This window comes from Gorillibacterium massiliense, from assembly GCF_000455485.1.
Lineage (GTDB): Bacteria > Bacillota > Bacilli > Paenibacillales > NBRC-103111 > Gorillibacterium > Gorillibacterium massiliense.
Map to the genome: position 1 here is coordinate 26,753 of NZ_CBQR020000151.1, position 26,146 is coordinate 52,898.

18 protein-coding genes and 1 pseudogene are annotated in these 26,146 nt (G+C 39.4%); all 19 read left to right on the forward strand.

Annotation, left to right across the window (positions count from 1 at the left end; translation table 11 throughout):
• Positions 1–10 precede the first annotated feature (10 nt).
• The 19 genes and pseudogenes from TJ79_RS21305 (at position 11) to metK (ending at position 26,079) form a co-directional block, all read left to right on the forward strand.
• Entirely contained in the window at positions 11–1,582 is a 1,572-nt protein-coding gene (locus tag TJ79_RS21305; protein ID WP_040952371.1) for a hypothetical protein, read from the forward strand.
• A gap of 44 nt (positions 1,583–1,626) precedes the next feature.
• Positions 1,627–4,494: a glycosyltransferase gene (locus tag TJ79_RS21310; protein ID WP_040952372.1), complete on the forward strand. Its 2,868-nt coding sequence runs from the start codon at positions 1,627–1,629 to the stop codon at positions 4,492–4,494.
• A gap of 2 nt (positions 4,495–4,496) precedes the next feature.
• Positions 4,497–5,528 carry a glycosyltransferase gene (locus tag TJ79_RS21315; protein ID WP_081757063.1) on the forward strand — a complete coding sequence of 344 codons (1,032 nt, stop codon included), beginning with the start codon at positions 4,497–4,499 and terminating at the stop codon, positions 5,526–5,528.
• A 12-nt stretch (positions 5,529–5,540) separates the two neighbouring features.
• Positions 5,541–7,163 (forward strand): glycosyltransferase family 2 protein, encoded by a 1,623-nt coding sequence (locus TJ79_RS21320; RefSeq protein WP_040952373.1) that lies wholly within the window; start codon positions 5,541–5,543, stop codon positions 7,161–7,163.
• Between the two features lie 24 nt (positions 7,164–7,187).
• Positions 7,188–8,117 (forward strand): NAD-dependent epimerase/dehydratase family protein, encoded by a 930-nt coding sequence (locus TJ79_RS21325; RefSeq protein ID WP_040952374.1) that lies wholly within the window; start codon positions 7,188–7,190, stop codon positions 8,115–8,117.
• A 268-nt stretch (positions 8,118–8,385) separates the two neighbouring features.
• On the forward strand, positions 8,386–9,270 hold the full coding sequence (gene rfbA, locus TJ79_RS21330) for a glucose-1-phosphate thymidylyltransferase RfbA (protein WP_040952375.1): 885 nt from the start codon (positions 8,386–8,388) through the stop codon (positions 9,268–9,270).
• 1 nt (position 9,271) lies between these two features.
• The gene (gene rfbC, locus TJ79_RS21335) at positions 9,272–9,817 is read left to right on the forward strand and encodes a dTDP-4-dehydrorhamnose 3,5-epimerase (RefSeq protein ID WP_040952376.1); all 546 of its coding nucleotides are present in this window, start codon (positions 9,272–9,274) and stop codon (positions 9,815–9,817) included.
• 105 nt (positions 9,818–9,922) lie between these two features.
• Positions 9,923–10,861 carry a glycosyltransferase family 2 protein gene (locus TJ79_RS21340; protein ID WP_040952377.1) on the forward strand — a complete coding sequence of 313 codons (939 nt, stop codon included), beginning with the start codon at positions 9,923–9,925 and terminating at the stop codon, positions 10,859–10,861.
• Between the two features lie 202 nt (positions 10,862–11,063).
• The gene (gene rfbB, locus TJ79_RS21345; protein WP_040952378.1) at positions 11,064–12,080 is read left to right on the forward strand and encodes a dTDP-glucose 4,6-dehydratase; all 1,017 of its coding nucleotides are present in this window, start codon (positions 11,064–11,066) and stop codon (positions 12,078–12,080) included.
• Between the two features lie 3 nt (positions 12,081–12,083).
• Entirely contained in the window at positions 12,084–12,935 is an 852-nt protein-coding gene (gene rfbD / locus TJ79_RS21350; RefSeq protein WP_040952379.1) for a dTDP-4-dehydrorhamnose reductase, read from the forward strand.
• A complete protein-coding gene (locus tag TJ79_RS21355; RefSeq protein ID WP_040952380.1) occupies positions 12,932–13,201 on the forward strand; it encodes a glycosyltransferase in 270 nt (89 codons plus the stop codon). The genes rfbD and TJ79_RS21355 overlap by 4 nt, the downstream gene beginning before the upstream one ends.
• An 88-nt stretch (positions 13,202–13,289) precedes the next feature.
• Positions 13,290–13,610 (forward strand): annotated as a pseudogene (locus tag TJ79_RS28280) (glycosyltransferase family protein); the annotation flags it as partial.
• A 410-nt stretch (positions 13,611–14,020) separates the two neighbouring features.
• A complete protein-coding gene (locus tag TJ79_RS21365; protein WP_040952381.1) occupies positions 14,021–14,899 on the forward strand; it encodes a glycosyltransferase family 2 protein in 879 nt (292 codons plus the stop codon).
• On the forward strand, positions 14,896–16,305 hold the full coding sequence (locus TJ79_RS21370; RefSeq protein ID WP_040952382.1) for an undecaprenyl-phosphate glucose phosphotransferase: 1,410 nt from the start codon (positions 14,896–14,898) through the stop codon (positions 16,303–16,305). The genes TJ79_RS21365 and TJ79_RS21370 overlap by 4 nt, the downstream gene beginning before the upstream one ends.
• Before the next feature lie 206 nt (positions 16,306–16,511).
• Positions 16,512–20,312: an S-layer homology domain-containing protein gene (locus tag TJ79_RS21375; protein ID WP_040952383.1), complete on the forward strand. Its 3,801-nt coding sequence runs from the start codon at positions 16,512–16,514 to the stop codon at positions 20,310–20,312.
• Positions 20,313–20,661: 349 nt separating this feature from the next.
• Positions 20,662–23,610, forward strand: coding sequence for an S-layer homology domain-containing protein (locus TJ79_RS21380; protein WP_040952384.1), 2,949 nt, complete (start codon positions 20,662–20,664; stop codon positions 23,608–23,610).
• A 112-nt stretch (positions 23,611–23,722) separates the two neighbouring features.
• Complete coding sequence (locus TJ79_RS21385) at positions 23,723–24,283, forward strand: hypothetical protein (protein WP_040952385.1); 561 nt, start codon at positions 23,723–23,725, stop codon at positions 24,281–24,283.
• A gap of 142 nt (positions 24,284–24,425) precedes the next feature.
• On the forward strand, positions 24,426–24,701 hold the full coding sequence (locus TJ79_RS21390; RefSeq protein WP_040952386.1) for an alpha/beta-type small acid-soluble spore protein: 276 nt from the start codon (positions 24,426–24,428) through the stop codon (positions 24,699–24,701).
• 166 nt (positions 24,702–24,867) lie between these two features.
• On the forward strand, positions 24,868–26,079 hold the full coding sequence (metK, locus tag TJ79_RS21395) for a methionine adenosyltransferase (protein ID WP_238323101.1): 1,212 nt from the start codon (positions 24,868–24,870) through the stop codon (positions 26,077–26,079).
• Positions 26,080–26,146: the final 67 nt, after the last annotated feature.

Below are 26,146 nucleotides of genomic sequence, written 5' to 3' on the forward strand. Positions count from 1 at the left end.
AGGTGAAGGCATGACCATTGAGTATGTAAAATATAATCCATTTAGAAAAAAGGAATTTGCTCTTAAGACTGTAATTGAAAATGAAAATGGAAAAGTGCGTGTAAAAAAGAAGAGCGTGAATATAGAGGCAGAACAATTCATAAGAAAAATTAGCGATAATCGCCAACTTCTTAAAAATGTATATAAAAAACTTGTGGTTTGTGGCGCTGAACTTCATGATAATGAAATTATTTTTGAATATGCACAGGGAATAACTCTCCAGGAATCTATTCTTATGAGCATTGAATCCAATGATAAGAAAGGATTTATCGACTACTTATACGAGTATAAGGAAGTCCTTACGGATCATGGGGAAATTCAATTAAAGAAGACTTCTGATATAAATGATGAGTTTTGTGCAGTTTTTGGAGTTCTTTCTAAAGAATATACTTTCGAATATTTGCCTGTTTCAAATATTGATGTATCCTTCGATAATTTAGTGGTTAATGACGGAAAATTAACTATGATCGACTATGAGTGGGTTTTTACTTTTCCAATACCGTTTAATTATATTGTATATAGGAATATTATTGCTTTTTATAACAAGTTTAATAGTAAACTAAATAAGAACAAGTTTATTAGTGTTGAAGAGGTATTTAAGCTTTTTGATATTTATGAAGATGATATAATTATCTTTTCGCAAATGGAGTCTAATTTTCAAAAGTATGTACATGGTAATAATTCAAATATTTATAATGTACATCTAAAGGAAACATATTACTTAAGTGATTTGTTGGAGCTTAGAAAGAGGGAAGCCTCTAATTCAATCGCCCAATTTTTTTGGGATGAAGGAACAGGATTTAATGAGTTAAATACTATAAATATTGATATAAATATTTCAAATCGTAATGAACAGTCCATAGAATTTTTTGTAGATAAGGTTAAATTATTTCGTCAAAACTGTTTTAGAATTGACATTTGCAAGGTACCTTGTGCAATCAAAATTATTGGAATAAATGTAGTGAGTTCTGATTCTAATCTAGAACTTAAAATAGATAACAACAATGCTAATATAGTTGATGGCGATTATTATGTTTTTTTTCATGACGATCCACAATTTATTTTTAACAAATTAGAAAATACCGAATTACAAATAGATAAAATTGTTTTGAAAGTTCAATTTATTGATTTAAATACATTTGCAAGAGAATCATTTATAAAAATTAAGAATAAAGAAGCAGAATTAATGGTGGCTAATAATCAGTTACATGATGATTATTCAAAATTAGCTGTTTATAACAATGAAATATCAATTGTAAACAATAATTTGGAAAATGTAAAAAATGAATTAACGACTATAAATGATGAGTTAGTACATAAAAATAATGAATTAACGATTACAAATGATGAAATAGTATATAAAAATAATGAATTAAAGATTACAAATGATGAAATAGTTAGTACTCTGCGTGTAACAACGGATGCTAAAAATGCGTTAGAAATGGAGCTTAATAACAAAATAGAAGAATTGGTTAAAATATACACCTCCAAAAGTTGGAGGTTAATTGAATATATTAGAAAAATCATTCATTATAGGAAATAATGAATGATTTTTGTGTTGATATATAAAATTCAATTGGAGGAATTATGGTACAAATATCCGTAATAATTCCAACTTATAATAGGCTGGATGTACTTCCTGAATTGATAGAATCCCTTCGCGCAGTAGAGCAGGTTACAAGATACAAATATGAAATAATTTTTTCGGATGATGGTTCTACAGATGATAGTATATCCTACTTAAAGAGCATTGAAAATCTTCCAATAATAATTTTAGAAAATATACATGGTGGAGCATCCCAGGCAAGAAATGCGGCATTAAAAATTGCAAATGGAGAGATCATATATTTTATTGGAGATGATATTTATCCGAACCCTGAAATATTAAATCAGCACTATGAGAAATATGTAAGCTTAAATCGTAAAACAGCTATCTTAGGAAATATAAAATGGCATCCAAAATTAGAAATAAACCACTTAATGAAACATATAACCGAAATAGGTGGTGAGCAATTTTCATTCGAGAACATACCAGAAAATGATCTAGTTGATTTTAGGCATTTCTATACCTCTAATATTAGTGTACCTAAAACGATTATAGGAAATATGCTTTTTGATTTGCGTTTTGATAAATATGGTTTTGAAGATATTGAGTTTGCATATAGATTAGCTAAAAAAGGATTGCAGATTTTTTATTACCCTGAAGCCTATGTATATCATTATCATTTTTTTGACCTTGGAAGATTTTGTAGAAGGCAAGAATCAGCAGGAGAAATGGCAGTTGTTTTCGAAAAATTGCACCCTGAATTAGACAATAAATTTTTGAAAATTACCAATCTGAGATTAGAATATGAAAATTGGATCGAAAAATATGCAAACCAAGTCAAGAATATAGATTCGAAGGCAATTATTGATAACATCCATGAAGATATAAAAAAAATTGAAATAAATACAAGTATTAACGAAGTAAAACTTTCAAATTTCTATTCGAGATTATTTATGCTGTATTACGAATTAGGAACTTTATCACGTCTCGGTTTCCATAAGAATTTTGTTGAGAATTATCTGATTAGCAAATATTTTATTGAATATATAAGTATTAAAATTGATTTTTTCGATAGGAGACGTTCTATGCTAAATAGAGCTAAACAATATTTACGTCAATTCAAAATTTTAAGAGATATAAAGTCTGTTTTTTTTGATAAACAACGAAAGATAAAACATAGCCATTATATTGAAGTAACTCCTGAAAGAAAGAAAATTGGACTTTGTATATTAAACAATACGGAATTTACTTTCAATCATGAACTTTTTGGAGATCAATTTGAAATTATAGTTTATAAGGTAGATGTAGATTCTTATGTAGTAAACGGTGAGGCTTTACATTATGCGGAAATAAAAACAAAGTATGAATATATATGGTTTATGCCAGAACATTATAAGTTGTCAGACGAAATATTTTCAAACATTCTCCTAATGGTTAACAAGGTTAAAAGCGATTTTATATTACTTTCTTTTCTTCTAAAAGATATGCCAAATGTAGCTGTGTTAAAAGAGTTTAGAAGCAATATTATTATTGCTTCTGAAAGAATCATGGCAAATAGGGAACTGAATTTTGAAAATAGCTTAGGCAATGTTGTTAGAGTTTTTCATACTGAGAATGAACAAATTGAAGTCATGAAGTGCGAAACTTTTTTTGGAATGTATTTTGGTGTTGAGAAGAATTTATCATACGATCACAAACAGATTGTCATTGGAAAAGCAGTGAATTATAGCAAGCCAATAGAAAAATATGAACTTTACTATAAACAAAATAAGCCATGCATTTTTGTTATTCCAGTCTATTTATTCGTAGGGGGAGTTGAACGCAATACAATAGAAGTAATGGAACGGCTCGCTAGTAAATATGATTTTATTACTATAACGCTTGAATGGATATCCGAGCAGCATGGCTCGTTACACTATAAAATGAGAGATTCAGCAAAGTGCATATATGATTTTCACGAACTAATGGATTACTCAATTTATCTTGATGCACTTAGGGACTTAAAAGATATTTATAAACCGGAAGCAGTTTGGATCTGTAATGGGTCAAATTGGCTATGTGATAATGCCTTGGAAATAAGAGCAGTATTTAATGATATACCTATAATTGACCAAGAGGTATATGATGCAGAGGCTGGATGGATCAATAGATATCAAGAAAAAGGAATACAATCATTTGATCGTTTCATTGCTGTAAACAGAAAAATTTATGATAAACTTACAAATGATTTCAAAATGTCAAAAGAAAAAATAGATATTATCTATTCAGCAGTAAATCTAAGTAAGGCTAGTGCTCATTTATATAATAAAGACCAAATGAATCAAAAATATAAGGTACCATCTGATAAAAAGATATTCGCTTTTATTGGACGGATGGCACCGCAAAAACGCCCACTTCTGCTCGCTCAACTAATTAGGGAAATAAATAAAATTCAAAATGATAATCATTTTTTTCTTATTGGAAATGGGGAATTGAAAGAACAGGTTAAAGAATATGTAAATAAACACCATTTAGACAATGTAACAATGATTGACTATATTGATGATTTGTGTGAAGTCTTTTGTTTTCTAGATGGAATAATCTTTGTTTCAGAATATGAAGGGCTCCCAATTGCCATGCTTGAAGCATTACTTAATGCAGTTCCGGCAATTTGCACTGATGTTGGTGATGTTAAATACGTTCTTGAGAAATACAATGCAGGTTTAATTTTTAGCGATAGTTCAGAAATAGAATTGAAATCGAAAGTGGATGATTTCACCAATTTCAAGCAAAATTTATCGTTTTATAATAATTCTTTGCAACAAAATAATCAACATATAAAAAATGAATTTTCAATAGATACAATATCAAAACAATGGGAGTCTTCCTTTGAAATTGCAATAGAAAAATATAAAAAATTAAGGAGTTAAAAATGAATAAAAAAATTAGTGTAATAATTCCATCTTATAATCACGAAAAATTCATTCGACAAGCAGTAGAGAGTGTCTTAAACCAAAGTTATAAAAATATAGAACTAATTATAATCGATGATGGATCTAAAGATGCATCATGGGATTACATTAGTAACATAACAGATGAAAGAGTAATAAAACATAAGCAGGAAAATCAAGGTGCACATAATGCTATTAATAATGGTCTTAGATTAGCAACTGGGGATTTTCTTACTGTCTTAAATTCTGATGATACGTTTTCGCCTGACAGATTTCAAAATATTATAAGTGAGTTTGAAAAAGATAATGAACTAGATTTTGTTTGCACTTATATTAATATTATAGATGCGGATGGAAACTCATTGGTAATTAAAGAGGGCTGGCACAATTGTGAACCTTGGCCAATTCCGAATAGTCAACAAAGTTATAAAGTACAAGATAATTTTTATACAAATATTATTATGACTAATTTCGTTTCTACAACCAGTAATATGTTTTTTAAGAGAAAGATTTATCAAGATATTGGTGGTATGAGGAACTTAAGATTTGCGCATGATTGGGATTATATGCTTAGGCTTGCTTCTAAATATAAATGTAAAATTCTGAAAGAAGCTTCTATGAATTATAGATTGCATGGAAATAATACCATTAACACAAATAGAAAATGGCTATTATTTGAGATCTGTATAGTTTTAGCAGCTAATATCGATAAGTTTTATGGTAAATATATTTTCCAAGATTTCAGTGAAAAACAAGTTATAGAACAAAGCACTTTATTATTTAATTCGATTAATCTCCAGGGAAACGATAAAGTTTTTTGGGCATTAAAATCTTATATTGATGCATATAGGAAAAGCGGAATTGAAAATCCTGAAGAGTTATTATTTGATAATAAGATCGTTAGGGATGTTTTTGTAAATATGATTGCTGATGACGACGAAAATAAGCAAGAATCTAAGGTTGAACCAAAGTTAAGTTTGCGACATAGAATCAAAAAAGCTATTTTTAACTAAATCGGGGGCTTTATGAAAAGTTTATGTTTGGTAGCGAATACAATTGATGAAAACGTGCATGCACTTAGTGAAATACTTAGAGAAACACATTTGATGACGATTTATTGTGTTGGAGAATATGAACATAGTGAACATGAGTCTTACAGGGATAACTTTAAAAAATTAAATATCGAATATATATCTTTGATTGATAACACGACAAATTATCCTATTATACCAAAGGATAGGTTTACAGTTGCTTCATATTCAACTTACGAATATTTAAAGAAGAACCATTTTGATTTTGTTGTTTTCGGAGTAAACGGAGCAAATGGATTCTTTTCTATACAAGCAAAAGAGACTAGCAAATATTTGAATGATACATCTATTTTTGTTTACGCAGATAAACCCTCACAATTATTGAAGTATGAGGCTTCAGGTTGGAATACTGATCCTGTTCAAGATATGAAATTATGGTATGCTGAGAGATTCTGCGTTGAGCATGCGGACTTCCTGATATTCCCAAGTAAAGATATGTTTGATTGGTTCAATCAAAACGCTTGGAAATATGCTGAAAATTATGACATTATTCCATTTTTGCAAATTAGTGAAGATAGAACTGAATTAATAAATAGGCAGTTAGCTAAAATTTTCGATGAAAAAAAGCCTAATGTTGATATGGAGATAATAAATAAAATTGAGAAAGAAAACCCATTAATATCAATTTGTATTGCGCATTATAATCATCCTGAATATCTACCTGCTGCTTTAGAGTCAATTTCAAAAACTACGTATAGTAATTATGAAGTCATAGTAGTAGATGATGGTAGCCCTTCAAAAGAAGCACATGAAGTTTTTGATGATTCTACAAAAAAATATGATCTACCAAATTGGAATTTTTATAAAAAACAAAACGAATATTTAGGTAAGACAAGAAACTACTTGGTAAATAAAGCTAATGGGGAATACATAATTTTTGTTGATTCAGATAATGCTGTAAAGCCTAATATGGTATATGACTTTTTATATGGGATTTACAAAAGTAAGGCGGACTGCTTAACATGTCATATAAGTACTTTTTTGGGCAAACAAACGCCAAATGAAAATACTGAAATAGCTAATATAATGCTTCCGATGGGACCTATTCTTGAGCTTGGATTCACTGAAAATGTCTTTGGAGATGCAAATTTTATTATCAAAAAAAGTGTATATCAAGAAGTGGGAGGATTTGCAATTGACCGTCTTTCACTTGATGATTGGGAATTTTTGGCTAGATTGAGTCTAAAGGGCTTTAAGCAAAGTGTAATTCCTGATACTATATTCTGGTATAGAGTTTCGGAAGATAGCATGGTAAAAACTGGCGATAATTATAAGAGTTTGCAAAGAATTTTTAGAGCTTATGATAGCGAACTTCCTAATTATTTACGATATATGATAAATGGATTTATTGTACCGCTTTATTATAAATCGGAAATTATGGATAGAGGTACGTCGAATATTTACATTCAACATCCTAGTAATTGCACAATATCGGAACCAGAAAATATAAGTGGGAAAGAAAGAATAAAACTTGCTACGAAGATAATTTTTCCGAAAACATCTGTTGTTGGAAAAATAATTAGAAAACTATACAAACTTATATCTAAAACTAACTGAATTATTCTAATTTGGAGGGATTAAATGAATTCCTATAATTGCTTGCTCTTAGGAGGGGGAGGATTCATCGGTTTAAACCTTGCGGAGCAGTTATACAGAGATGGTCATAAAATAACTATTTATGATAGAAATACAAAAGAAAAGGAACTTCCAACTAAATTCTCGATAATCGAAGGCGATTTCTATAATGAAAATAATTATGACGAAATAATCAAAAATCATGATATAGTTATTCATTTAATTAGTAGCGTCTTTCCCTCCTCGTCAATGGACGCTGGCATTGAGCCCTATCATCAGGACATCACCAAAATGCTTGAGCTTTTGGATGCGTGTAGGAAAGCTCAATTAAAGAGGGTAATTTTTTTATCCTCAGGCGGAACAGTTTACGGAAATAGTTATGAAAGACCAATTCGAGAAACAGATCTAACAGATCCTATCAATCACTATGGCATTTTGAAACTAACATTAGAAAAAATATTGCTGATGTATAACCAGTTATATGGGATGGAAAACTTAATTTTAAGAATCGCTAACCCATATGGTAAGAATCAAAATCCAGAAAAGTTAATCGGTGCAATCAGTGTGTTCTTACATAGGATATTACATGATGAACCTATTACATTGTTTGGAGGAGGACAGACAATAAGAGATTATATAGAAATATCTGATGTATGTAATGCAATTGAGTTAGCTCTTTCATACAATTATCAGACTCATACTATTCCAGTATTTAATATAGGAACAGGAACCGGTACCTCAGTAATCCAAGTAATTGAAGAACTTGAGTTACTGTTAAGGAAAAAAGCGGTTATTCGTCATGTTCCCGAAAGGGCAATTGATGTAAAATATAATGTGTTGGATGGATCGAAATCTAAAACCCACTTGAGTTTCCAAGCAAAAGTGCAAGTAAGCGATGGAATTGCTCAATTAGTACATTACTTTAAGGTAAAATAGAAAAACAAGTAGAGGTTTTATATCCATTAAACAATTCAGCTCTGTATACTTCCATCAAAAAAAACTTTTATGATTCAGGGGGGACTCATTTGGGAAACAACCCTTTGCATCTTCAACTCCTCTCTTCTAATTTACACATTTGAAATTTATTATAAATATGAAATTGTGTTTCTATTATAAATATTGAACTAAGGCTATCTATGAATTCCATGAAAATCTGGAATTTTCATTATTTCGTGAAAACTTATACAACAAGGAGGTCAGATCATTGAAAGGGATAATTCTAGCAGGTGGTAGTGGTACACGCCTGTATCCACTAACAAAATCAATTTCAAAACAGTTACTTCCTATTTATGACAAGCCTATGATTTATTATCCGTTATCTGTGATAATGCTCGCAGGTATAAAAGATATATTAATTATTTCTACACCAGAAGACACACCGCGATTCGAGCAATTATTAGGTGATGGCCATAACCTTGGTATTTCTATTTCATATGCAATACAGCCATCACCAGATGGTTTAGCTCAGGCCTTTTTGATTGGCGAGCATTTCATTGGTAATGATTCGGTATCTCTTATTTTAGGTGATAATATTTTTTATGGTCATGGCTTTACTGATATTTTGGCACGAGCAAGTAGTAGGAAAAATGGAGCAACAGTGTTTGGCTATAATGTAAAAGACCCCGAACGGTTCGGTGTAGTTGAATTTGACAAAATGGGGAAAGTACTTTCTATAGAAGAGAAGCCTTCACAACCTAAATCAACTTATGCTGTTGCTGGGTTATATTTTTATGATAATCGTATTGTAGAAATAGCAAAAGGTATAAAACCTTCAGCTCGTGGAGAGTTAGAAATTACCGATGTAAACAAGGCATATTTGGAAATGGGCGAGTTGCATGTTGAATTGCTTGGGCGTGGTTTTGCGTGGTTGGATACAGGGACTCATGAGTCCTTACTTGAGGCATCAACTTTTATTGAAACAATCGAGAGACGACAAAGTTTGAAAGTAGCTTGTCTAGAAGAAATTGCATTCCGTAAAGGTTATATTTCACGCGAAAAGTTGTTGGAACTGGCGGAGCCGCTAAAGAAAAACACGTATGGTCAATATTTAATTGACCTTGCTAGCCGCATGAAGTTTGGAGATGAATAGCATGCAAATAGTAGAAACTTTTTTTTTAGATGTATTATTATTAGAGCCTAAGGTATTTTCGGATAGCCGCGGTTTTTTTATGGAAAGCTATAATAAACAAAAATTTCTTGAGTTAGGGATCGAGCACTTATATGTGCAAGATAATCATTCGCTTTCTGTTGAAACTGGAGTAATTCGAGGTTTACACTATCAATTAAACCCAAAATCGCAGTCAAAGCTTGTTCGTGTTGTTAATGGTGCAATATATGATGTAGTGGTGGATATACGCCGATCGTCTCCTACTTATGGGCAATGGGCTGGGTTTATTCTAAGTTCAGAAAACAAGAGACAATTGCTTGTGCCTCAAGGTTTTGCGCATGGTTTCTGCACGATTGTTCCCAATACAGAGGTATTGTATAAAGTTGATGAGTTTTATTCTTCAGAGCATGATCGGGGTATACTGTGGAGCGATCCAGCATTAAAAATCAACTGGCCAATATCTAATCCGATTTTATCCGACAAGGACCAAAAGCTTCCATTGTTAATGGATGCAGAAATAAACTTTTAAAAGATAAATTAAGAAAGTGCACTCTGGAAAGAGTGCGCTTTCAGTATGTAAAGTGGCATTTCCGAGAAGCGAGTTCAATGTACGAAAGAAAGAGTGAGCCATTTTATGAAGATTGCAATATTACTTTCAACATATAATGGAAGCAGATATTTACAGGATTTTCTGAATTCGCTGAAGCAACAGACCTTTCAGCAATTTACTTTGTTTATTAGGGACGATGGTTCGACAGATGAGACGTTTGAGATTATTAAAAAATATAATGCGGAGAATCAGCATGTTGAGATAGTAAGCGCTTCTGGTAATGTTGGTGTCATACGTAGTTTTAGCCTTTTAATGGAACATGCGTTGGAATGTAGTTCGTTTGAATATTTTATGTTTGCTGATCAAGATGACGTATGGCTACCCCAAAAGATTGAAACTACACTCTTTAATATGAGGAAAATGGAAAACTGCAACAATATGCAGCCAATTCTGGTTCATTCGGATTTGGTGGTTGTTGATGAAAAATTGAAGCAAATAAGTCCATCGTTTTGGAAATACCAGAATCTCAACCCAGAATATCACCAAATAAACAGGTTGTTGGTTCAGAATGTAATTACGGGTTGCACCATGATGGTTAATCGATCTTTGGCGAAGCTAGGCGTGCCATTTCCGAGTGAAGCGATAATGCATGATTGGTGGTTAGGATTGGTAGCTTCATGTTTTGGTGAGATTTCTTACCTTAATGAGTCTACGATTTTATACAGACAACATGAAATCAACAATATAGGTGCCAAAAAATTTAGCCTATTTTTTGCTTTAAAAAGAATGTTTTCTCCAGTGATCTTCACTAAAAACTACAGACAAGCTCAATGTATTGTGGATTGTTACGATGCACTATTGAATGAGCCTGAGCTTGCCAATCAACTTGCTGTGCTGAAAGCTTTTCAAAGTATGAAGAGCGCGCATTATTTCAATCGTATTAAAACGATGATTCGGTTTAAATTCTTTAAACAAGGGATATTAAGAAACATTGGATTTTTGATACATCAGTTGCGATTATAAACCCACCTAATTTAAGAATATAGATATTCATGACTAATCGCGTCAACTTATTGTACGAATGGGAACTGGCTCCTCACAACACGGGCAAAACCAGAAGATTGAACAACTTGAAGAAGCTGTCTATGGTATAATTCTCATTATTGAATGCCTCGATTTTATGAATTGATTTGCTATATATTTTAAGAGGGACAAGGAGATCAAGATGAAATTACTCATAACAGGTGGAGCCGGCTTCATCGGCAGCAATTTCGTTCATTATATGCTTAATCGTTATCCGAATTATAAGCTTATCAACCTAGATGCGGTAACTTATGCTGGGAATCTTGAAAATCTTGCAGCCGTAGAAAACAACATCAACTATACTTTCGTAAAAGGCGATATTGCCAATAGAGACTTGGTTAACGGTCTTTTTGAAAAAGGCATCGATGCTGTTATTCATTTCGCAGCGGAATCTCATGTGGACAGGAGCATCTTGGAGCCGGATGTGTTCGTGAGGACGAATGTTCTTGGTACACAAGTAATGCTTGAAGCAGCAAAGAAATACGGAGTTCAAAAGTTCGTCCATGTCTCAACGGATGAAGTTTACGGTACATTAGGCGAAACAGGGCTTTTCACAGAGGAAACTCCACTTGCTCCAAACAGTCCGTATTCAGCAAGCAAGGCTGGATCTGATCTGCTCGTTCGTGCTTATCATGAAACATTCGGGTTGTCTGTCAACATAACTCGCTGCTCCAATAACTACGGTCCTTATCAGTTCCCAGAAAAGCTTATTCCACTTATTATTGCTAATGCGTTAGCTGATAAGCCTCTTCCTGTATATGGAGATGGATTGAATATACGTGACTGGTTGTATGTCGAGGATCATTGCAGTGCAATTGATCTTGTTCTTCATAAGGGTATCAACGGGGAGGTATACAACATTGGTGGGAACAATGAGAGAACAAACATTCGAATTGTACAAACGATTTTACGCGAGCTTGGGAAGCCGGAGTCACTTATTCAGTATGTGAAGGATCGCCCTGGACATGACCGGCGTTATGGCATTAACGCTACGAAGATTAGTACGGAATTGGGATGGAAGCCGGTACATAATTTCGAGACGGGCATTCATGAAACGATTTGTTGGTATTTGGATAACCAAAATTGGTGGAAACGAATCCAGTCTGGTGAGTACCAACAATACTTTGAGAAGCAGTATGGCTCTCGATTAGGTGGATAAGTCATGAAAATATTGGTGACAGGTGCCAATGGTCAGTTAGGACATGACCTTGTGAAGCTTTTTGCAGGGAAATATGAGATCCATGGTTTGGGACGCGAACATTTAGATATTACGAATGAGGAGCAGTGTAATCGGATTATTTCCGATCTACGACCTGAAGTAATTATTCATAGTGCAGCTTATACGGCAGTAGATAAAGCTGAATCTGAAGAGGACTTGGCTTACAAGATTAATGCTTTTGGTACAAGAAATGTTGCGGTTGCCGCAGAAAAAGTCGGTGCTAAACTGTGTTATATCAGTACGGATTATGTTTTTGATGGTGCGGGGGGCAACCCTTATCGAGAATACGATAACACGAATCCGCAAAGTGTATACGGCAAGTCCAAAAGAGCCGGAGAACAGCTTGTCCAAACGCTGTCTTCCCGATATTTTATCGTCAGAACGTCATGGGTTTATGGGTTGTATGGTGCTAATTTTGTGAAAACGATGCTTAAACTTGCTCAAGATCGTGATTCACTTAAGGTTGTTAGTGATCAATTAGGCTCACCGACGTACACAGTGGATCTCGCTCATTTCCTTGAGCAGTTAGTGCAGACGGAGCGATACAGCATTTATCATGCGTCTAACTCTGGAATTTGTTCTTGGTTTGAATTTGCTCGTGCTATTTTTGAGGAGAGCGGTTTGAAAACTCAAGTTGTGCCTTGCACAACAGAAGAATTCCCAAGGCCTGCTCCCAGACCACAATATTCCGTGATGGAGCATTTGGCCATTCGTACGAATGGTTTTGTAGACTTAAGGCCGTGGCGGGAGGGGCTAAGAGCTTTTCTTAAGGAGCTGTCAGAAACTGAACGATGAACACAGTCAGCATCCATATCGTTATTTATTGTAATTCCGGATATATAGATGAGTGCTTGCAGGCCGTTTTTGATCAAAAGTACCGGATTGAACAAGTTATCATCGATAATAATGCTTCGACGGATGGCACTTTGAAGAAATTGGTGAAGTGGTCGGATCAATGTATCGTTGCGCACAATGCTGTGAACAATGGATTTGCGGGTGGTCACTTAAAGAAATTAAAAGCAGGCAAAATGTGCAAATCGCAGGCATTGCGGTTACGATGATGGAGCATGTAGCTAGCATTCAACACTGAAGCTTATAAAATAAATGACCAAGTAAGGCTAATCTGCTAGCCTTACTTTTTTTGCGTAGATGTACAGTTTTGTCCGTCACCAGCAGGACAACTTACCCCGTCCATTGCCGGACATTATGCTTCAGCATATGGGCGATGTTGTTAGTCTACTTGGTAGCGGTAGGGAAGTGGGGGTATCCTTTACCTATAAGGTTCAAGACGAGGTGGGAGGTATTTCCCAAGACCTTGGACTGACGGAGCAATATGTCGGAGGTGATTCGATGGTGGTTATCCTGGGAGACAATGTGTTTTCGGACAGCATTTCTTCTTACGTTCAAGGATTTAAAAGGCAAAGAAATGGACCTAAGATTCTCATTCAGAAAGTACATGATCCGAAGCGTTAGAGAGCACCGCGGGTTGGAGTGCTTATTGTGTTCCCTCCGCTACGGCACTTCACGAACGGGGCTGGAAGAAGGGTGAACGGGAGAAACGGCCGCTGCCAATTCGCCGCCATTCCTTTGAAAACCGATATCGGATGATGTTAAAAAACGATCGTCTCATCTACATAATCAGGCATTTGCCGTACATCTTGGTCACGGAAGGAGCGCAGTTTGTCTTCCTCCTCTTTAAAGAACCCGCTCTATTCCTATCTTATTTGAATATATTGAGAGTGTTACCGGTCCTGATGCGGCAACGGAGGTGCATCCAAGAGTTGGTGGGTCGAGGTACATTCAGGAAAATTTATTCCTTTTTTCGCTAAAATCCGTTTTTCTCATGCTATAATAAAGGCAACTGATAACGTGGTGATGAAATGGACCTTAGTATAATTATCGTCAGCTATAATACAATTGAATTGACCCTGAATGCGCTCCAATCCGTTTTCAACTCAGCGACTTCCTATCAGTTTGAGGTTTTTGTAGTGGATAATGCCTCTGAGGATGGATCGCCTGCAGCTATTAAGGAACGTTACCCGCAGGTGCGACTTCTTACGAACGATCAGAACCTCGGATTTTCCAAGGCGAATAATCAGGCGATTCGTCTCACTTGTGGTAGATATGTGTTGCTACTGAATTCTGACACAGTTGTCCACCAGGAGACGCTTGATGTGATGCTCCGTTATATGGACGCTCATCACGATGTAGGAGCAGCTGGTTGTAAAGTCATATTGCCCGACGGTTCCCTGGACAAAGCCTGTAAAAGAGGGTTTCCTACACCTTCCGCCTCTTTTTATTATGCCTTCGGGTTCTCGAAGTTTTTTCCAAAGGCCCCTCGCTTTAATGGTTATCAATTAGGTTACTTGAACCCGGATGAATCCTATCCAGTAGATTGTCTTGTCGGAGCTTTTATGCTCGTTCGGAGAGAGACGATCGATCAGGTGGGGATGCTGGATGAAGCGTTCTTTATGTATGGAGAGGATATTGACTGGTGCTACCGGATAAAAGAAGCGGGATGGGTTGTCTATTACTATCCACAAACATCTATCATTCATTATAAAAGAGCCAGTAGTCGGGCGAAGCCCGTCCCTATTATTTACGCGTTTCATGAAGCAATGCTTTTGTTCCATCGCAAACATTATCGGCAACGTTATCCGTTCTATATTAATGGGCTAGTATATGCAGGCATCTATGTAAAACTAGGGCTTGCACTGCTTGCCAATCGTTTGAAAAGGTTCGGGGGGAAGCCATCATGATCCGCCGTAATCAACATATTTTAACGCAGTTATACGCGATTTGCGATTTTATCATGATTCAATGCTTTTTTGTTATCGCTTGGTGGTTCAAGTTCCAGTCTCCTTGGTTTAGTGACAGCATGAAGCACTTGCCATTTCATCGCTATCTGTACTGGAGCTTGATCTATGGTGGAATTGCCGTCTTTATTGGGTATTTCACCAGCTTTTATCAGCCGAAACGTAAAAAAACCTTCGCCTCCGACGTTTGGAAAATAACCCAGCTGCACGCGATCAGTTTTTTAATTCTTTTAAGCATGCTGTTTATTGATAAAGATCTTCACATTTCCCGCGGGTTTCTAGCTATCTTTTTAGTCATCAATATTTGCGGGATCAGTTTATATCGCTACATAATCAAACATTCTCTTCGTAAATTACGGGAAAAAGGCTTCAACCGGCAGTTTGTTCTTATTCTTGGAGCAGGCAGTCTGGGGCGGCGTTTTTATGAAAATTTACTGCACCACCCTGAACTTGGGTTTGAAACCTTCGGTTTTCTCGATGATTATCAGACGAAGCACGATTTCCAATATGCCCATTATAAGCCCATACTCGGCAAGGTGTCGGAGCTTCCAGAGGTTTTGAATACCCATCCCATTGACGAAGTGATCATTGCCCTACCATTAGATGCGTACAGTAAATTCGGTGAAATCATTGGCCAGTGTGAAAAAGCGGGTGTTCGTTCCATGATTATTCCTGACTTTTTCGATGTGTTGCCTTCAAAACCGCATATTGATGATTTTGCAGGCATTCCACTTATTAACGTGCGGGATATTCCGTTGGACAATCTAGCAAACCGCATCGTGAAAAGGGCTTTTGACATCACTTTTTCTTTCCTTGCACTCATCGCCACTTCACCGCTCCTGTTGCTTATTGTGGTTGGTGTCAAACTAACTTCACCCGGACCAGTCATCTTTAAACAAGAACGAGTCGGCTTCAATCGGCGAACGTTTCCCATGTATAAATTCCGAACGATGAAGGTTTCAGACGAACGAGTGGCTGATACGGGATGGACCGTGGTGAATGATCCAAGACGTACGGCTTTCGGAACGTTTTTGCGAAAGACCAGCCTTGATGAGCTTCCGCAGTTTTTCAATGTGTTGGTTGGACATATGAGCGTCGTGGGGCCAAGGCCGGAACGTCCCCATTTCGTCGAACAATTTAAAGAGGAAATCCCTAAATACATGGTGAAGCACCATGTTCGTCCTGGCATAACCGGTTGGGCACAGAGCAATGGGCTGCGCGGCGATACATCCATCGAAGACCGCATATCTTATGATATTTTTTATTTGGAGAATTGGACGTTTTTATTCGATTTACGAATCATCTTTAAAACCGTTCGCAAAGGGCCTCTTGATAAAAATGCATATTAAAAGAGAGACTCGAAGGAGTTTCTCTTTTTTTGTACGATGAGTTCTCTCAATTTCCTTCACTGATCTTCCCCAATTGGCTAAAAAATGAGTAAGAGCTAACCGATAAATAGAGTACATGCTAACGGTTACGGGAGGGATCGAAAAATAACCCGCAAGAACAGAACAACTCAATATGACAAGTATGTCATATGAAGGAGGATTTCGTGGTGAAGAGTTTACGAAAAAAATGGACAAGCACCCTGCTTATTTTTTGCATACTAATCGGTCTGCTGCCGGCTATTCCTGCTTTTGCAGCTAGTGGAACGATTTCAATCACCAGCCCAACAACCAATGATTTAATTACGACCCAAACGATCAACGTAAAGGCAAATGTTTCAAGCGACATTATGGCGCGGATTAGTGAGATTCGCTACGAAGTATATAACGAGACAACTAAAGTAAGTTCCGGAGAAATTACAAATAAGCCGGCTACCCAAACAGGACAATTTGAGGTTACCTTTACAGATGTCAATTTGACGGAAGGGACAAACCGTATCACGCTGATCGTGGGGGATGTCAACAAGATTAAATCGGCACCTGTAACTGTTATTTATACTCCGGTATCGAATATCAGTGGGTTGAAAGCGGACGGGACTAGTTTTTCGAATGTTCCGTCGATTTTGCCCTCGCCAGGTAAAACGTCCTTCCAAATTGAAGGGGATGCGCCGAACGCGAAAGAAGTTTACGCCATCATTGATGGAGATTCAACACCTATTTACGGATCCGTTCGCAGTGGTCATTTTTATTACACGGTTGAGGATTCCAATATTCCGATGAATCGAAGTGTGACCAATTTCCGGTTAACACCGGGGGATAACAAAGTAACCTTTTATGCAAAAAATGACACTAAAATATACCGAACCGATCGTACGTTCATTTATGACAATGGCAAATCGTTTGCTTTTGACGCTAAAATGAATGAAGTTGGCCAAAGCAATGTGCAGGCGTTGAAGAACCTGACTCTATTCCAGCCTGAGGGCAATACGCGGCAGGTTCATTTGACTGCTAAGTTAAAGGTTGATACACCAAACGGGACAGTTGCATCGTCCGTTTATGGTGAACTGAATGTTCCCGGCCTTTCTCCGGAAACGATAACGCTATCTACTCTTCCTAAGGATTCCACTTGGTCGAAATCTGGACAATATGATGTATACGATTTTGACAAGGTTATCACATTGCCGAGCGGGCGTAATCAGACCATTCAACTCCGCTTTATTGATTCTGCTAACTCCGCCTTCTATTCGGAGACCACATTCAATTTTGAATATCTCCCGAAAACGGTAGCGGCTATCACCTCCGCGGCGCGGGTTGTGGATGTTGCCAATAATACGGAAGCCGAACTGATCGATTCGTATAAGGGCACGAATAATATCAATATGACTCCACTTTATGTCAATGCCTATGTGAATACCTATGTATCCGGAATCGATGTGAATGTAAACGGCGTTAAACTGGCTACGTCCAAAATCGGCTCTCTTCAGACGGGAACGAATGGGAAGTATTATCGAATCGATTTAAGTGCTCTGAATGATGGGGTCAACACATTGGAAATCATCCCCAAGGATAGCACCAGTGCTTTGGTTCCAGAAGGAGCAAGAACATATGCATTAAATATTACAAGTGTGCCTTACGTGATACTGACCAATATGTATAACGGCATGGTAATCACAAACCCTGATGTAGATTTGAAGGTGGATGGTCTTGCGCCTGTACTTTCAGGTCGGGTCATAAACTTGCCTACTTCTGAATATGCCAACGTCAAACTTTATTTAAATGGCGAAGAAGTAAGTATTGCTGCCAACCCTATCAAAACGGCTGACGGCACTTTTAATTTTTTGCTTCCGACAGCAAAAATTAAAGAAGGCAACAATAGCATCAATATCAAGCTTTATCAAAATGGAGTTGTTGTAACCGAAACGACTAATGAATTTTTCAAATACGCAGACAATGCCCCGCAGTTCATTTTTGCGACTCCGGAGGCTCCGGCAGAAGGCAACAAATTTGTTAAGGGTCAAGCTGACGATATGTATGTCACGAATGAACAGTACGTGCGGATCAACGGGCAATTTCTCTCAAAAAATACCAAGTACTTGAAGGTGACGGTCAAGAAAACCGGTGAGGACGGCAAGGAACTTGACACTTATGATATTGTCCCAGATATAATAGACCAAACCAAATATCAAACATCCTCGGGTATTGAGGTCATGCCTGCAGGGTATAGCACGAAGGTTCCTGCTGGAGAGCCGACGCGATACATCAAGAGTATTAATTCATCTGACGGCACATTCCAAACGACCTTCATTAAGCTTCAATCATCTGGCAATACGATCATTGAGTTTGAGATTCAAAACAGCAGCGGGCTTGCCATCACAAAGGCGATTACGATAACCCGCGAACCAAAAGATTATACGATTGTTAGTCCGACAACGACTCGAAATGCAAAAAATCAAGACCAGGCGAACGTCAACGCCAACTTTGTCGACATCGATATTCTGGCGGAAAGCGCGGATAGCGTTTTGTTCGGAAAAGAAGCAGCAACTCGGGACACCACAAACACTGATCTATTCCACTTCAGGTATTTCGGGTCAAGCGGCAAAGGCTTATCAGCTGGTTCAAACAACGTTAAGTTTACAATTGTTAGAGGATCTCAGAAATCTAATGGAACGCTAATTGTCTATAATGCCAATACGTCTATTCAAGGCGCTCAGTATATTACTGCTTTGGGTACGTCGATGAAGGTTTTCAACGGCAATGTGGTTTTAAGCTTTCCGAAGAGTACGCTCTTGAAACGAAGCGATACGACCCAACCCGATCCGATGCTGACGGAAGGGCGGAAAATACTATTTGGCATCGCCGATAGCGCAGACGGTCGAGTGGATAAATTGAAATATCCTTCGATAACGGAAGGTGCTGGAAACAGTAATTTTAATGCTCGTACAGCAAGTGCGATCATTACGGGTAGCTTTATGCTGACAGAAGATAGCGGACGCTTCCGGAAAGCAAGCTCACTTATATGGATCGATGCGGGAAGCATATCCAGTCAGTCCGTAAGCAACTCAGATCAGCTTCAAGATGCAATGACCGGTTCCGGCAAGGACCCCTATGTACTCGATTCTGAGTTTTTCAACCGTCGGTCCAACGAAGATGTGGTTCCGACGAATCGAGGTACATTGACATTGAGCTATGATCCTAGCGTAAGATCGGATTCGTGGAACTATGTGACCGTTCTGCACTTTGATCCTACGACGAAACGTTGGGCTAACCTAGGCGGCGTTGTGGATAACAAAAAGAATACCATCACGGTTCCTTTCGAAACCTTCGGTTACTACCAAGTCTTCTATATGTTCAGGAGCTTTGATGATGTCATCAGCCATCCCTATGCCCGCAATGCGATGGATACATTGTATTCTAAAGGGTATATGAACAAGAAGGACGGGAAAAACCTTTTTGAGCCGTACAACTCGGTAACGCGCGGCGAATTCATTACGATGCTGGTGAAAATATTTGAAATCCCTCTGAATTATGACGGCGCAAGTTCATTTAGCGATGTGTTCAAGGTAGATCCATATAGTGAAGGGCTCTACGAATACAAGTATATTGAAACAGCTGCACGAGCCGGAATTATTCGTGGCACAACAGGCGGAACATTCATGCCACGGGAAACCATCACCCGCGAAGAAGCGGCCATCATGATCGCTAAAGCGGGAAATATGAAGCTTAATACGGACTTGGACAAGTCCCTCGCAACATTGCAGAAGAGCTTTACGGATGCCGCAAGCATTGAATCGTACGCAAGGCCAGCGGTTGAAGCCATTACGAAGGCTAAACTGGTGAGTGGCATTCAGAATGTTTTGGTACCGGGACAAAAGATAACCTATCGTTTCGCGCCAAAAAGCTCGTTTACTCGTGCCGATGCTGCAGTAATTATGATGAATGTGTTGAAACAACAGAAGAAGATTCCTAAATAATAAAAGAAAAGAGCTTGCTTGGAAGAAATTCCAGGCAAGCTTTTTCTCTGTTACTGAGTAGGATGGAAAAAAAGTTTTATATACCGCAACTTTTTTCAACCCACAGCGTTTAACTAAAAGGAGTAGACACAGTTCAATAACTTTTCATCTTCTAGTCTAGCCGATACGGAGAATTGTGCCTCACCGCAAGTTACAAAAATTGCTTTACGATGTTTAGCCACCCATTGTATAATAAAAAAAGTGGCTCTAGCAGCTTGTTTTTCTATCTTTATTTACAAGTTTCTGTCGTCTATTGACGACAGACAAACTTAAAATATCTGCTCAACTTCGGAAAGGGGGTGACAACAACATGAGGGAAACGAGCTCAAATTATTCCAAACAAATTTTACAGACAAACATGCAAGACCAAGGAGGAGAAAAAAAGGTTATGAAGAAAGCTTTGTCCCTTACGCTTGCTGCTTCCTTGCTGGGTGGCGCTTTCGCCGGTATTGCTGGCGCAGCTGACCTGACTGTGGAAGACCAATTTAAAGCCTTGTACGATGCTCAGATTTTCTCTGGTATCGATAGCAAAGGTACTCCGGGTCTGGATCAAAACATGACCCGCGCCGAAATGGCCGTTATCATTTCCAAATTGAAAGGCCTCACCCAAAACGCTGCAGGTCAAAGCTTTGCAGACGTTAAAGCTACCGATTGGTACGCTGGTTGGATTGGCGCTGCTACCAAAGCAAACCTGTTTGCCGGTAAAGGCGACAACAAATTCGATCCAAAAGGCACTGTAACAATCGAAGAAATCGCAGTCGTTGTTGCAAAAGCATTTGGTCTGACGGAGTCCACTACTGCTGTTGACGGCAAAGTTGACGACTGGGCTAAAGGTTGGGTAGCTGCTGCCGTTGGCGCAAACCTGCTGCCGAAGTTCAGCGACTACACCACTGTTGCTGACCGTGGAGATCTGGTTTCCGCTACTTACGCAGTATACCAATCTTCCCAAAAGGTATCCGTAGTTAGCGCGAAAGCTACAGGCGCTAAAACTGTTACCGTTGTGCTTAGCCGTCCGGTTGACACTGCTAAAGCTACTCTTTCCTTGAAAAAGGAATTGGCTGCAGTTGCTACTACCGCAAAATGGTCTGATGATAAGACAACCGCAACCCTGACCTTAACTAACACCACCATTGGCGATGGCAACTACAGCGTAACCCTTGGCGGAGTAGACAGCATCGGTACTGCTGCTGCATCTTTCGTAGGTGAGGCAGAAAAAGTTGCTTCTATTGAATTCCTCGGCGGTGAAACGCTGGCGAACTCTTCTAAATCGCTTATTGACCTGGCAGCCAAGAACCAATACGGCGAAAACACTACTTTGAGTGATTTTACCGCTTACGTTCTGGGTACTACGCCTACTGTCAGTAAGAACGATGATGGCACCTTCCACATCGAGCTTGACTTCACCACGAAGACGGGGCCTTTTACAGGTCTTACCCCTGGAGTTAGCATCATTCCTGTTGTTGTTTATGCAAACGACAGTCATATTAATGTTACGAAAAACTTCACTTTGGGCACGGTTCCGTTCCTGAGCAAAGTTGTACTGGGTGATGTTACCTATCCGACTGGTCAGACCTCTTTGTCGGGATCAGCTGATCAGGCTACAATTTCTGCGAAGTTCTTTGATCAATATGGAAATCGTGTAAATCCTAAATTGATCTCGAGCGCCGTGGGTGCCGAAATCAGTCGTTCTACGATCCAAGCGAATGTTTTGCCATTTGACACCAATGTTACTGCAGCACTGAACAGTGATAATGATACGATCACAGTTACGCTTACCAACGGCGCTGCTAAAAATGCCGATTACAACCTGACGGTATATGCCGGCACAGGCAATGCCACTGCAAAGGTTAGCGTACAGGCTGCAGCTATTCCTGCTAAAGTAGCTTTCGGCACATTTGATGGCACCCTGGCTGCTGGTGACAAATCTGTGGTTCTGCCTCTCGTTGTTACCGATGCGAATGGCAACACCCTGACTGGTCAACAAATCGTTGATAACGGCGGAGATATCAAATTCACTGCTACTAACAGCGACACTGCTACTCCTCACACCGCTGGTTATGAAATTATCAAAGCTGGTACGGATAAAGGTAAACTGAAAGTTTATCTGACCGGCACTGCCGCAAGAAGCTCTGTATACGTAACAGCTAGTATTGCTACGTCTTACGCTCAAAGCTTCGCGCAAACAAGCATCACGGTTCAACCTCAACGCGTTCCGGCTAGCATCGCAGTCGTTACCAACAGTGCGGACAAAGGTATTTTGAAAGCCACTTCCACACTGGAGCTCAAACTGGTTGACCAATACGGATCTGATTTCGACAGTCAATTGAAAACCAATCCGGTGGATGGTAACAACGTTCCTTACATTTATCAACTTGTGTTTGACAATGCTACTAAATCCGGTGACACCTCTGTAGTTATCCCTGCAGCTACTGTTGCTCAAGCCGATTTCGACACTTTCAATGACTTTGATTTCATTTTCTCGTCGAGTTCAAACGCTAAGGGTAGCACAACCTTGAAAGTATCTCTTCAAAAGAAGAGAGCTGATGGTACTAACTTCTCTGAAGTTGCTAACTACTCCCGCACTTACTCTCAAGTTGATCAAAGCACCTCGTTGACCTACTCTTTGGCTGCTGTTGGCGATCTCTATGCAGTAGGCGACGCTGCTTCTGCGGGCCTTCTCACTGTTAATGATGCCACGATTGGCCAACTGGATAAAGGATTGTCTGTTACGGCTAAGGATTCCAGCGGCGCTACTGTAAAACTGCCTAACAATATGTTGTCGGATGTTGTTTCTTCTGACCCATCTGTTGTTGCCGTTAATCCTGATGCCACTATTGCTGCTGTTAACGCAACTGTCTATGGTAAGACGGCAGGAACTGCAACGGTTACGGCTTCGATTTACACCAATAAAGGTGAATACCTGACCTTTAACGTACCGGTAACTGTTAAGAAGGACCTTGTAACAGTTCAAACCTTGACAGCTGACAACTCTTCCGCAGCTTACAACAGTGCCAAAGTTGCAGCACAATTGATGGGACTCAAAGCTGTTGACCAATATGGCATTGAGTACTACGGTGCTACGGTTGTCACTTACGACAAACTGCTCAACATCCGTTACTCTGTAACAGGCAAGGTTGGAACTGGTTCGATTACGATTTCTTCGACCGGCACCATTACCATTGCTGGTGACGTAACAGAGTTCACTCTTACTGCAACCGCTCCTAACGGTAAAACCGTATCTACGCTTATTACTAACTAATAATCAATCGCTTTAAAAAAAGAAGACCCTTCGGGGTCTTCTTTTTTTTCGCAACAAAACAACTAAAGGAGGAGTATAACCTACTAGCAAGTCTACTTCAGGAGGTATCATGATGAAGAAGAAATGGATATATGCTCTATCAATCGGAATTGTCTCATGTTCGATATTGGTTGGTTCTACTCTATCACTCCGCTCGTGGGCGGATTCAGCGCCTCAGCCGGGAACGGCGGACGATCCTGTTGTCACCAAGAGCTATGTTGATCAACAAATCAAGGCGGCGTTGGGCAATCAACCAACAGTTACACTGACGCCAACTCCGACGCCAACTCCAACCCCGACCCCATCAGGCAATCAGGGTTCCGGTGCAAGTTCTACGATCGAGACGATACAGCTTGCCAAGGGTCAGACGATTTGGGCCAAATCGGGAGCAGAGATTATTGTCCGGACGGGTAAGACCATTGCCCAGAGCAAAGATACCAATACGATTCCGGATGTGACGGCGGGGACGAATATTGCGGCAGGTGTGGCGATTCCGCTTAACCATATGCTGGTGTTCCCGAATGATACTCGTGGAGTTAAGGCCACAACAGCCAATACGGGTGTTTGCTGGGTGATGGTGCGGGGCGGATATACCGTCGTGGAAGCCAACGGCACTGTTGTAATGGATAAGTAAACTCTATCGAGGATTTACTTTTAACATCGCCAGCTGGTTTTATGCATTCCAAATTTCTCGTATATTCGCCAGTAACTCACCAGTTTAGACTTTGAGGATCTCCTTATACTAGATATATCTCTTATATAGGAGGTCATCCGAAATGGCGAAGGGTAAAAAGCTGGTGCCGGAGTCGAAGCAAGTGCTGGATCAAATGAAGTACGAAATTGCAGCAGAGCTGGGCTTGCCGGTTGGACAGGGTTATAATGCAGGTGCGGATACGGAGTTTGCTGGCGAATTGGGTGCTATGGGATCGTCTGGATCCGGTTCAAAGGATTACTGGGGTCATTTGGCATCACGGGATGCTGGCTCGGTGGGTGGAACCATTACGAAAAGGCTGATCGAAAAGGCCGAAGAATCGCTGTTTTCACTCTCTTAATTTGCTCTCTTATTGTGGAATTATACGATTCCATCGATTTGACACAAAAGATCAAATCCAGTAGTATACTGTAAAGAAAGGTGCATTTACAACCTTTTTCCGTCCTGGGAAAAGGTTGATTTTATGAGGTTCGCTTTTTGCGTAAGAGAAGTAGGAGAGGATGTTGATGGCAGTGAAGAGCGCCAAACGATTGTTTACATCGGAATCGGTAACGGAAGGCCATCCGGATAAGATTTGCGACCAGATCTCGGACGCGGTGCTAGATGCTTTTTTAGAAGCTGATCCAAATGCGCGGGTTGCATGTGAAGTATCCGTAGCAACCGGTCTTGTCCTGGTTATTGGGGAAATCACCAGCCGTGCTGATTATGTGGACATTTCGGCGATTGCCCGTAATACGATTAAGGAAATCGGCTATACTCGCGCCAAATATGGCTTTGATTATAAAACTTGTGCGGTTCTGACCTCTCTCAACGAGCAGTCCGCTGATATCGCCCAGGGCGTTAACCAGGCGCTGGAAGCCCGAGAAGGCACGATGAGCGACGCTGAGATTGAAGCGCTAGGCGCGGGGGACCAAGGGTTGATGTTTGGTTTCGCTGTCAATGAAACGCCGGAGCTAATGCCGCTGCCGATTGCGCTCTCGCACCGTCTTGCCCGCCGTCTGGCGGAAGTTCGCAAGGATGGCACGCTTCCCTACTTAAGACCGGACGGAAAAACCCAGGTTACCGTTGAGTACGATGGGGACAAGCCGGTTCGGGTGGATGCCATCGTCGTTTCGACACAGCATGCGCCGGACATCAACCTGGAGCAAATTCAAAAAGATATTAAAGAACATGTCATCAAACCAGTCGTTCCGGCTGAGTTTTTGAATGAAAATACGAAATATTTTATCAATCCGACGGGTCGTTTCGTTATAGGCGGACCTCAAGGAGATGCCGGTCTGACTGGCCGTAAAATCATCGTGGATACCTATGGTGGATATGCCCGTCATGGCGGTGGAGCATTTTCCGGTAAGGATCCGACGAAGGTGGACCGTTCTGCCGCTTATGCTGCTCGTTACGTAGCGAAAAACATTGTCGCTGCCGGTCTCGCGGAAAAAGTCGAAATCCAGCTCGCCTACGCCATCGGTGTCGCGCGTCCGGTGTCCATCAATGTCGATACCTTTGGCACCGGCATCATCAGCGACGAAGAAATTTCTGGGCTTGTAGCGGCCAATTTTGATCTGCGCCCGGCTGGTATTATCAAGGAGCTTGAGCTGCGTCGCCCGATCTATCGTCAGACAGCTGCTTACGGTCACTTTGGCCGCACGGATGTGGATCTGCCTTGGGAACGTACGGATAAGGCGGAACTGTTGAAATCCCAAGTGAAAGCAGCTCAGTAAGCTAAACAATATTGTTCATATTGAGGCCCCATGTGCATCGGCGGATGGGGCTTTCATTGTATGGAGG